Annotated in this window: 10 protein-coding genes and 1 pseudogene; 10 read left to right on the top strand and 1 reads right to left on the bottom strand. The window is 70.9% G+C overall.

The features are described from left to right. Positions 1–137 precede the first annotated feature (137 nt). The 9 genes from D7X55_RS28375 (at position 138) to D7X55_RS28335 (ending at position 9204) form a co-directional block, all read left to right on the top strand. Complete coding sequence (locus tag D7X55_RS28375; protein ID WP_014398943.1) at positions 138–1127, top strand: MoxR family ATPase; 990 nt, start codon at positions 138–140, stop codon at positions 1125–1127. 24 nt (positions 1128–1151) lie between these two features. Next, on the top strand, positions 1152–2033 hold the full coding sequence (locus tag D7X55_RS28370) for a DUF58 domain-containing protein (protein WP_121724688.1): 882 nt from the start codon (positions 1152–1154) through the stop codon (positions 2031–2033). Next, positions 2030–3022: a hypothetical protein gene (locus D7X55_RS28365; protein ID WP_121724687.1), complete on the top strand. Its 993-nt coding sequence runs from the start codon at positions 2030–2032 to the stop codon at positions 3020–3022. Before D7X55_RS28370 ends, D7X55_RS28365 begins: the two co-directional genes overlap by 4 nt. Beyond that, positions 2994–4007, top strand: a complete 1014-nt coding sequence (locus D7X55_RS28360) for a VWA domain-containing protein (RefSeq protein WP_233610118.1) — start codon at positions 2994–2996, stop codon at positions 4005–4007. Before D7X55_RS28365 ends, D7X55_RS28360 begins: the two co-directional genes overlap by 29 nt. Continuing rightward, positions 4007–5062, top strand: a complete 1056-nt coding sequence (locus D7X55_RS28355; protein WP_121724686.1) for a VWA domain-containing protein — start codon at positions 4007–4009, stop codon at positions 5060–5062. The genes D7X55_RS28360 and D7X55_RS28355 overlap by 1 nt, the downstream gene beginning before the upstream one ends. Beyond that, positions 5059–6087, top strand: coding sequence for a tetratricopeptide repeat protein (locus tag D7X55_RS28350; protein WP_121724685.1), 1029 nt, complete (start codon positions 5059–5061; stop codon positions 6085–6087). The genes D7X55_RS28355 and D7X55_RS28350 overlap by 4 nt, the downstream gene beginning before the upstream one ends. Further along, complete coding sequence (locus tag D7X55_RS28345; protein ID WP_120552817.1) at positions 6071–7948, top strand: BatD family protein; 1878 nt, start codon at positions 6071–6073, stop codon at positions 7946–7948. Before D7X55_RS28350 ends, D7X55_RS28345 begins: the two co-directional genes overlap by 17 nt. Then, complete coding sequence (locus D7X55_RS28340; protein WP_120552816.1) at positions 7948–8673, top strand: tetratricopeptide repeat protein; 726 nt, start codon at positions 7948–7950, stop codon at positions 8671–8673. Before D7X55_RS28345 ends, D7X55_RS28340 begins: the two co-directional genes overlap by 1 nt. A gap of 129 nt (positions 8674–8802) precedes the next feature. Beyond that, complete coding sequence (locus D7X55_RS28335) at positions 8803–9204, top strand: response regulator (RefSeq protein WP_120552815.1); 402 nt, start codon at positions 8803–8805, stop codon at positions 9202–9204. Positions 9205–9223: 19 nt separating this feature from the next. Here the strand turns inward: D7X55_RS28335 and D7X55_RS28330 are convergent, their stop codons facing one another. Then, the gene (locus D7X55_RS28330; RefSeq protein ID WP_014398934.1) at positions 9224–9556 is read right to left on the bottom strand and encodes a PilZ domain-containing protein; all 333 of its coding nucleotides are present in this window, start codon (positions 9554–9556) and stop codon (positions 9224–9226) included. A 213-nt stretch (positions 9557–9769) separates the two neighbouring features. Between D7X55_RS28330 and D7X55_RS28325 the strand changes: the two are divergent. Continuing rightward, positions 9770–10041: pseudogene (locus D7X55_RS28325) on the top strand (hypothetical protein); the annotation flags it as partial.

Raw genomic sequence — 10041 nt, 5'->3', positions numbered from 1 at the left:
GGGCGGGGGCGGACGGGACATGGGCGGATGACCCTTTACGGCACGGGGCGGCTTGACGGAATGTCCGGCGTACAGCGGTGTTGAGCCGGACGCCCGGGAACCCTAGGCTGCCCGCCGCCCAGGCCGACAGAGGGGACATGAACACCGACATCCGCGCGCTCACCGAACGCGTGCAGCAGGAAAGCAGCTTCGTCGAGGTCCTCAACCAGGAGACCGGAAAGGTCATCGTCGGGCAGCGGTACATGCTCGAACGCATCCTCATCGGCCTCTTGTGCAACGGCCACGTCCTCCTGGAGGGCGTGCCCGGACTCGCCAAGACGCTGACCGTGCGCACCGTGGCGGACTCGCTCAGCGCCACCTTCATGCGCGTGCAGTTCACCCCCGACCTGCTGCCGGCGGACCTCGTCGGCACCATGATCTACAACCAGCAGACGGCCGCGTTCACCGTCCGCAAGGGGCCCATCTTCGCGAACATCGTCCTCGCGGACGAAATCAACCGCGCCCCCGCCAAGGTCCAGTCCGCCCTCCTGGAGGCCATGGCCGAGCGCCAGGTCACCATCGGCGACCAGACCTTCGGCCTGCCCTCGCCGTTCCTGGTGCTGGCCACCATGAACCCCATCGAGCAGGAGGGCACGTACCCCCTCCCCGAAGCGCAGGTGGACCGCTTCATGCTCAAGGTGAAGGTGGGCTACCCGACCCGTGATGAGGAGAAGGTCATCATGGACCGGATGTCCGGTGGCTCGTCGCCCAAGGTCCAGCGGGTCATCTCGCTGGAGCACCTGGTGCGCGCGCGCGAGCTCGTCCACGCCATCTACATGGACGAGAAGGTGAAGGAGTACATCCTCAACGTGGTGTTCGCCACGCGTGAGCCCGCGCGCTACGGCCTCAAGGACCTGGCGGACTACATCCAGTTCGGGGCCTCGCCGCGCGCCACCATCGCGCTGGCGCAGGCGGCCCGTGCGCACGCGTTCCTGCGCCACCGCGGCTTCGTCACCCCGGAGGACGTGAAGGCCATTGCCTTCGACGTGCTCCGCCACCGCATCGCGATGACCTACGAAGCGGAGGCCGAGGAGCTCACCCAGGAGAAGATCATCCAGCGCGTCTTCGACCGCGTGGAAGTCCCCTGAGAAGGCCCCGGTAAGAGCGCGCCCGTGCTGCCCAAGGACCTCATCCGCCGCATCCGCAAGCTGGAGATCCGCACCCGCAAGGTGGTCTCCGACATGCTGGCCGGCCAGTACCACTCGGTGTTCAAGGGCCGCGGCATGGCCTTCTCCGAGGTGCGCCAGTACCAGCCCGGCGACGAGATCCGCTTCATCGACTGGAACGTCACCGCGCGCATGAACGAGGCCTTCATCAAGGTCTTCACGGAGGAGCGCGAGCTCACGGTGATGCTCCTGGTGGACGTGTCCGCCTCCAACGAGTTCGGCTCCAAGGACCGCACCAAGGCGGAGGTCGCCGCGGAGGTGGCCGCGCAGATTGCCTTCAGCGCCATCGCGAACAACGACCGCGTGGGGCTCATCCTCTTCTCGGACCGGGTGGAGAAGGTCGTCCCGCCGCGCAAGGGCCGCATGCACGTCTTGCGGCTCGTGAGCGACATCCTCACGTTCAATCCCAAGGGCCACGGCACGGACCTGTCCGCGGGGCTCACGTACCTGACGCAGGTGTCCAAGCGGAAGGCCGTGACGTTCCTCGTGTCGGACTTCATGGCCACGGGCTACGAGAAGCCCCTGCGCCTGGTGGGCCGCCGCCACGACCTGGTGCCGGTGGTCATCGAGGATCCGCTGGAGCAGCGCTTCCCCGCCCACGGCCTGGTGGAGATGGAGGACCCGGAGACGGGCGAGCGCTTCGTCGTGGACACCAGCTCCACCGCCGTGCGCGGCAGGTTCATGCGCGCCATGCAGGCCCAGCGCGACGAGCGCCGCAAGCTCTTCAAGAAGCTGGAGCTGGACCACGTGGAGCTGCGCGCCGGGGATGATCACGGCAAGGCGCTGGCGAACTTCTTCCGCGCGCGGGCCCGGAGGATGGCGGCATGAGACACGCGCTCGTCCTCGCGGCCGTCCTCTTCGTCAGCGCGCCGTCGGCGTGGGCGCAGGCTCCGGCCGCACCCAAGGCCCCCGTGGCGCTGGAGACGGTGACGCCCACGGGCGCGTCCGCGCGGGTGGAGCCGGAAGAGGTGCACATCGGCGAGCCGTTCACCTACCAGGTGACGCTCACGCACCCGAAGGATCAGCGCTATGAGCTGGTGGCGCCCACGGGCGAGGGCCCGGTGGAGCTGCTCCAGCAGACGCGCCAGCGCCAGGACAACGCGAACGACGCGACCACGACGTTCGGCCTGCGCTTCTCCGCGTTCGAATTGGGCGGCGTGAAGCTGCCGGACCTCGCCTTCGACGTGGCGACGCCGGAGGGACCGCGCCGCTTCGTGCTCAAGGGCAAGACGGTGGACGTGACGTCCACGCTGCCGCCGGATGCACAGGGGCAGGGCGCGGAGCTGTTCGACTACCAGCCGCCGCAGGAAGTGCCCATCCGTTCGTGGACGCTGCTCTACGCGCTCGCGGCGGCGCTGGCGGTGGGTGTGGCCGTCTGGCTGCTGGTGCGCTGGTGGCAGCGCCGCCCGAAGCGCGAGAAGGTCGTCCCGGTGCTGCCCCTGGACGTGCGCGTGCGCCAGTCCCTGGACGCGCTCCAGCGCGAGGACCTGCCCGGCCGCGGCCACGTGAAGGACTTCTACTTCCGCCTCTCCGAAATCGTGCGCGGCTACCTGGGCGAGCGCTACGGCTTCGAGGCCCTGGAGTGCACGTCGTCCGAACTGATGGCGTCCCTGCGCAAGCTCCACACGCCGGGCCTGCCGGAAGACGCGCTGATGCGCTTCGTCTCCGAGTCGGACATGGTGAAGTACGCCCGCGCCGACGCCTCCCCCGAGTCCTGCAAGCAGGCGCTGGCCTTCGGCTACGACCTGCTCGCGAAGACATACGTCCCTCCTGCTCCCCCCAAGCCCGATGCTGCCCCCGGACCTCGCGTTCAATAACCCGGAGGCGCTCTGGGCCCTCTTGCTGGCGCCGCTGCTGCTGGCGCTCGCGTTCTGGGAGCGCAAGCGGCGCGCCACGCTGCGCTTCTCCGCCGCCCACGTCTTCGCGAAGGGCGGCCGGGGCTTCCGCACGTACCTCCTGCCGCTCCTGCCCATCCTTCGCGCGGCGGCGGTGATCGCCGCGGTGGTGGCCATCGCGCGGCCGCAGTCGCGCGACTCGCGCGTGCGGGATTTGTCGGTGGAGGGCATCGACATCGTGGTGGCGCTGGACCTGTCCACGTCCATGGAGGCCGGTGACTTCCGGCCGCAGAACCGCCTCAACGTGGCCAAGGAGGTGCTGACCGACTTCATCTCCGGCCGCGTGAACGACCGCCTGGGTCTGGTGGTGTTCTCCGGCGCCGCGTACACGCAGTCCCCGCTGACGCTGGACTACGGCGTGCTCAAGGAAGTGCTCAAGCAGCTGCGCACCCGCGTGCTGGAGGACGGCACGGCCATTGGTGACGCCATCGCCACGTCGCTCAACCGCCTGCGGGATTCCGATGCGAAGAGCCGCGTGGTGGTGCTGATCACCGACGGCGACAACAACGCCGGCAAGATTTCCCCGCTGGACGCGGCGAACATGGCCGCGTCGCTCCACATCCCCATCTACACCATCCTCGTGGGCAAGGGCGGCAAGGTGCCCTTCCCGCAGGGCACGGACCTGTTCGGCAACACCGTGTGGCGCGAGACGGAGATCCCCATCAACCCGGAGCTGATGCAGGACATCGCGGACCGCACCGGCGGCGAGTACTACCGCGCCACCGACCCGGAAGGCCTCAAGCGGGGCCTGCAGAAGGTGCTGGACGCGCTGGAGCGCTCGAAGCTGATGGAGGGCGGCGCCAGCGCCACGTACAAGGAGAACTTCCACCCGTTCCTGCTGGTGGCCTTCGGGCTGGCCGCGCTGGAGCTGCTGCTGCGCGCCACCTTCCTGCGGGTGTTCCCATGATGCCCACGTTGGAGGCCTGGCGCTTCACGCTCCTGGGCTACCAGGTGGGCCTGGCGCAGCCGCTGTACCTGGGGCTGCTGCTGATGGGCCTGCTGCTGGGGCTGCTCGCGCTGCTCAAGGCGCTGGGCCGCAGGACGCGGCTGTCGGCGCTCATCGCGGAGCGCCACGTGACGGCGCTCGCGCCCGGCGTGTCCGTGTGGCGGCCGGCGGTGCAGGGCGGCCTGTATGGGTTGGGGTTGATGCTGTTCGGGCTGGCGCTCGCGCAGCCCCAGTGCGGCACGAAGAGCGAGCTGACGAAGCGCCGGGGCATCGACGTGGTGGTGGCGCTGGATGCGTCCAAGTCCATGCTCGCCCGGGACGTGCAGCCCAGCCGGTTGGACCGCGCGCGGCTGGAGCTCAACACGCTGCTGGATGAGCTGAAGGGCGACCGCGCGGGCCTGGTGGTGTTCGCGGGGGATGCGTTCGTGCAGTCGCCGCTCACGTCGGACTACTCGGCGGTGAAGCTGTTCCTGCGCGCGGTGGATCCGGACTCGATGCCCCAGGGTGGCACCAACGTGGGCGCGGCGCTGAAGCTGGCCAAGCAGGTGCTGGACAACGCGGACCGGGGCTCCAAGGAGCGCGTGGTGGTGCTGCTGTCGGACGGCGAGGACCTCACCGGCGAGGTGCGCGAGGCCACGGAGGCGCTCAAGGACGCGAACGTGCAGGTGCTCGCGGTGGGCGTGGGTTCGGACTCCGGTGAGCCCATCCCCGTCTACGACCGGCGCGGCGAGTTCGTGGACTACAAGAAGGACTCCAACGGCGACACGGTGATTACCCGCCTGGACCGCGCGGGCCTCACGGCCATCGCGGACGCCACGGGCGGCGCCTTCTTCTACCAGCCCAACGGCGTGGCCATGGGCCAGGTGGTGGAGCGCATTGATCAGCTGCAGAAGAGCGAGCTGGAGAGCCGCGTGACGGTCCGCTACGACGAGCGCTTCCAGTGGTTCGCCGTCCCCGGCCTGGTGCTGCTGGTGCTGGGCATGGCGCTCATCCCGTCGCGCCGGAGGGCCGCATGAGCGCGCATCCGATGCGGCGGCGCGCGGCGCGCGCGATGGCGGTCGGCCTGGCGGGGTTGCTGGCGCTGCCGGGGCCCGCGTGGGCGGTGGGGCCGCTGGAGAAGGACCACCCGCTGGTGGAGCGCGGGCGCCAGGCCTACGCGGCCGGACGCTACGAGGACGCGCTGAAGGACTTCGACGCCGCGAAGAAGGAGCGGCCCAATGATCCGACGGTGGAGTTCAACCGCGCGGATGCGCTGGCGAAGCTGGGCCGCACGAAGGAGGCGCGCGAGGCCTTCAAGCAGGTGGCGGAGTCCTCGCGCCAGCCCGGCCTGGCGCAGAAGAGCTGGTACAACCTGGGCAACCTCGCGGCCACGTCCGGCGACCGCTCGGAGGCGCTCAAGTCCTACCGCAAGGCGCTCACGCTGGACCCCACGGACACGCTGGCCCGGCACAACTACGAGGTGGTGCTGCGCGACCTGCCGCCCCCGCAGAACGGCCCGGATGGTGGCACCGACGGAGGCCAGGACGGCGGCGACGACGGCGGCCGTCCGGACGCGGGCGAGGACGGTGGCCAGAAGGGTGACGGCGGCACACCGCAGGACGGAGGCCAGGACGGCGGTCCGGATGGTGGCGCGGACGGCGGGGCCGACGCGGGCCAGGACGGCGGCGCGCAGGATGGCGGTCAGGACGGAGGCGGTGACGGCGGCGCGGGCGATGCCGGCCCGGGTGACGGTGGCGCGGATGGCGGCTCGGATGGCGGCCAGGGTGATGCAGGCCCGGGCGACGGCGGCGCGGATGGCGGGGCCGACGGAGGCCAGGACGAGGGCGACGGCGACTCGCGCGATGGCGGCACGGACGGCGGCAGCGAGAGCGAGGAGGAGGCGGAAGCCAACCCGCGCGACGGCGGAAGTTCGCCGGGTGACGTCGACCGGCAGGAAGCGGAGCGCCTGCTGGATGCGATGAAGCAGAACGAGAAGAATCTCCAGCTCTGGCGTTTCCAGCAGAAGAAGAAGCAGAGGAAGCCCAATGAGAAGGACTGGTAGCGGGCGCACGGCGCTGCTCGCCGTGCTCGCCCTCCTGGCCACGGCGCCAGCGTGGGCGGCGGACATCGAGTTCTACCAGACGGTGGACCGCACCGAGGTGGGCACCGATGACACCTTCAAGCTCACCGTGGTGGTGGTGGACGCGCCGTCCAACGCCCAGGTGCGCCTGCCCGAGTCCAACGACTTCGAGGTGCTCTCCTCGTCGCGCGGCAGCCAGCGCTCCATCTCGCTGTCCGGCGGCGGCCCCGCCGTCATCCAGGACATCACCCGGCACGAGCTGCTGATGCGTCCGCTGCGCGCGGGCAAGCTCACGCTTCCGCCCTCGACGCTCACCGCCGGGGGGCGCACGTACCGCACGGACGCCGTGCAGTTGACCGTGCGCGAGGGCCGCGTGGGCGGCTCTGCCCAGGCCCAGCAAGGAGGCCGGCCGCAGCTGCCGGATCCGTTCCGCAACTTCCGGAACATGCCGGACCCGTTCGGCGACGACGACTCGGACCTGCGGGACGACGAGCCGGTGATTCCGCGTGGGGACTCGGACCTGTTCCTGCGCGCGAGCCTGGACCGCGACGAACTCTACGTGGGCGAGCAGGCCACGCTGTCGCTCTACATCTACTCGCGCGTGGACCTGTCCAGCGTGGACGCGGTGACGATGCCCAAGCTGGAGGGCTTCTGGACGGAGGAGGTGGAGAGCCCCACGCAGCTCACGGGCGAGCAGAAGGTGGTGGACGGCATCCCGTACCGCGCCTACCTGCTGCGCCGCCGCGCGCTGTTCCCGGTGAAGTCCGGCACGCTGATGATCACCCCCGCGGAGGCGGACATCACCACGGGCTTCCTCTTCGCGGGCCACCGCGTGCACCGCGTCTCCAACGGCTTGAAGGTGAAGGTGCGGCCGCTGCCGAATGGCGCGCCGCCGAACATGTCCAACGCGAACGTGGGCTCCTGGCGCATGTCGCTGGACGTGTCGCAGACGCGCGTGGAGCTGGGACAGCCCATCACGGTGAAGGTCATCCTGGAGGGGCAGGGCAACGTGAAGAACGTCACCCCGCCGAAGCTCACCGGCCCCGCCGCGCTGAAGATCTACGAGCCCACGACGACGGACCGGCTCACGCCCAACCGCAACCGCATCCAGGGCCGCCGCGTGGTGGAGTACCTGGTGATGCCGCAGCGCACGGGCACCTTCACGCTGCCGGAGCTGAGCTTCCCGTACTTCGACCCGTCGCGGCGCCAGTACGAGACGGCGCGCACGGACCCCGTGACCATCACCGTGGAGGCGGGCGCGGGCGGCGTGTCTTCACTGCCGTCGACGATGACGCCCTCGCAGGTGGCGGACGCGGCCAACGAGCAGAAGAACGTGCTCACCACGGGCGGGCTGCGTCCGGTGCGCGCCCGGGCCCACTTCGTGGAGCCGTCGCAGCCGGTGTGGATGCGGCCCTTCTTCCTCGCGGGCGTGCTGGCGCCGCTGGGCCTGCTGGCGGGCGTGGCGCTCGTGGGCGGCATGCGCGGCCGGCTGGCCACCCGCTCCGAGGCGGGCAAGGGCCGTCAGCAGGCGAAGGCCGCGCGCAAGCGGCTGGCGGAGGCGGAGAAGCTCAAGGCGGGCGCGGACGCGGGGGCCTTCTACGTGGAGGTGGAGCGCGCGATGACGGGCTTCCTGGAGGCGCGGCTGGGCTTCCCCGTCGGCGGGCTGACGCGTGAGGCGCTGGGAGAGAAGCTGGCGGCGGCGGGCGTGGACGCGGAGCGGCGCGCGCGCGTGCTCTTCGTGCTGGAGGCGTGCGACCTGGGCCGCTACGGCGGCGGGGTGGAGCCGGGCGAGCGGCGCAAGGTGCTGGCGACCGCGGCGGCGGTGATGGAAGGCTGGGCGTGATGAGCGACGCGGCGACGCAGGGCTACTACACCGCCGAGGAAGCGGAGGCCGTCTTCCAGCAGGCCAACGACGCGTATGGCCGCGAGGACTACGCCAACGCGCAGGCCCAGTATGAGAAGCTCATCGCCCACGGCTTCGGCGGTCCGGACGTGCTCTACAACCTGGGCACCACGCACCTGGCCCGGGGCGACCTGGGCCGCGCGGTGCTGGCGCTGGAGCAGGCCCGGAAGCAGGGCGGACGCTCCGAGGACCTGGAGGCCAACCTGGCCCTGGCCCGGGCGCGGCAGGTGGACAAGGTGGTGGGCGCCGCCGCGGACGAGGCCTTCCTCCCCCGGCTGGCGGCGGCGACGGACGGCTCGGCCGTGGCCTGGGTCTTCTTCGTCGCGTGGCTGGTGGGCTTCGCGCTGCTGCTCTTCCGGCGTGCCTTCCCCGCGATGCGGCGCACGGCGGTCGCGGTGGTGGCGGGCCTCTGCCTCACGGCGGCGGTGCCGGCGGCCCTGCTCCTGGCGGCGCACATCTGGGTGCACCAGAACGTGCACGAGGCCGTGGTGCTGGCGCCCACGCTGGTGGCGCGGGAGCTGCCGCGCTCGGAGGGGCGCTCCCTCTTCGAGGTGCACGCCGGCCTGAAGGTCCAGCTCCTGGATGAGACGGGGAAGTACGTGCGCATCCGCCTGCCCAACGGCCTGGAGGGCTGGGCCGAGCGCGACGGCGTCGCTGAAATCTAGGCGGGGCCGGAGCGACCCCGCCGTCGGGGAAAACCGGCAGGGGACTGCTTTCGTACAGAGGGGCGACCGGGAGGCGTCGCATCGCTGGACGCCGCCAGGGCAATGGCCTACGAGGGGCCCCGAGGAACCATGGCTGGCAACGCGCAAGCGCCCTTCCACATCCTGCTCGTCGAGGACGAGCCCGTCATCCGCGAGCTGGTTCGCTCCATGTTGAGCGACGGCACGGTGGACGTGGTCTGCGCGGCCAATGGCATCGAAGGGCTGAAGCTGGCCCGCGACCGCGTCTTCCACCTCATCCTGATGGACGTGGTGCTGCCGCAGCTGGACGGCGTCTCCGTGTGCCGCATCCTGAAGAGCGACCCGGTCACCGCGAAGGTGCCGCTCTACATGCTCACCGGGAAGGCGAAGAAGGCGGACGTGGAGAGCGCGACGCAGGCGGGCGCGGACGGCTACATCCACAAGCCCTTCCGCGGCGCGGAGCTGATGGACCTGGTGGAGCGCCTGCGCACGGCCCGCTCGGCCGCGGACTGACGCTCCCTCCGGAAGTCCCTTACGGCAGGTGGGGGTGGAGGAAGCGGGCCAGGGCGATGAGGTCGTCCCAGTCCAGCTCGCCGAACTCCAGCGCCACACCGTCCACCTCCCGGCGGCGGATGGTGCACATGGTGACGAGCTCCCGGTCGCCCGGCAGCGGCAGGGCGATGGTGAGCGCGCGCTGCGAGTCCGCCGGGTGGGCCTGGAGGAACAGGCCGTTCATGGAGATGTCGCGCGCCTGCGCCGTCACGGTGCGGCCCGACAGGAGCACCTTCACCTGGAGCCGGGCTTCGACGCGAGGGTGATAGCGCTCGCGCTCGTTCGGACGGGGACCATTGGAGGGGTTCATCATCGGGATCACCTTCGGGTGCGACAGGACGCGACAACTGTGAAGCAGGTTGGCGCGGTGGCAAGTTTTCGGGTTTTCCTCCGCCGTCCCGCGCCGTGGACCTGGCGCTCGCGCGCGGGAGACGCCTGACGCGAAGGGCCCCTGTGGTTTCAAGGGGTTGGCCCCTGGCACGGACGGTGGAAGGCAGCCTCTGCGAATCCCTGCCGGAGGCACCCCTTGGAAGACCGTCGCATCCCGTCGTTGAGCATCGCCCCCTCCATCGAGCGCCAGACGCCGAAGACGGAGTTCGGCCCCACGCTGGCGCGAGCGGCGCGCGAGGTGGTGCGCACGGGCGCGGGGCTCGTGGGCGGCATGTTGCCGTCGGGCGCCATCTCCAGCGCGGTGGTGTCCTCGCTGGCCGGCACGGTGTCCGCGGCGGTGCCGGCTGAAGCGATGTCGTCGGTGCCGGCGGCGGGCGGTGCCTCGGCGATGTCGGCGCGGGCGGGCAC

The organism is Corallococcus sp. AB049A, assembly GCF_003668885.1.
GTDB classification, from domain to species: domain Bacteria; phylum Myxococcota; class Myxococcia; order Myxococcales; family Myxococcaceae; genus Corallococcus; species Corallococcus interemptor.
Note: the sequence above shows the minus strand (reverse complement) of the source record. Positions and strands in the feature narration are given on the sequence as shown.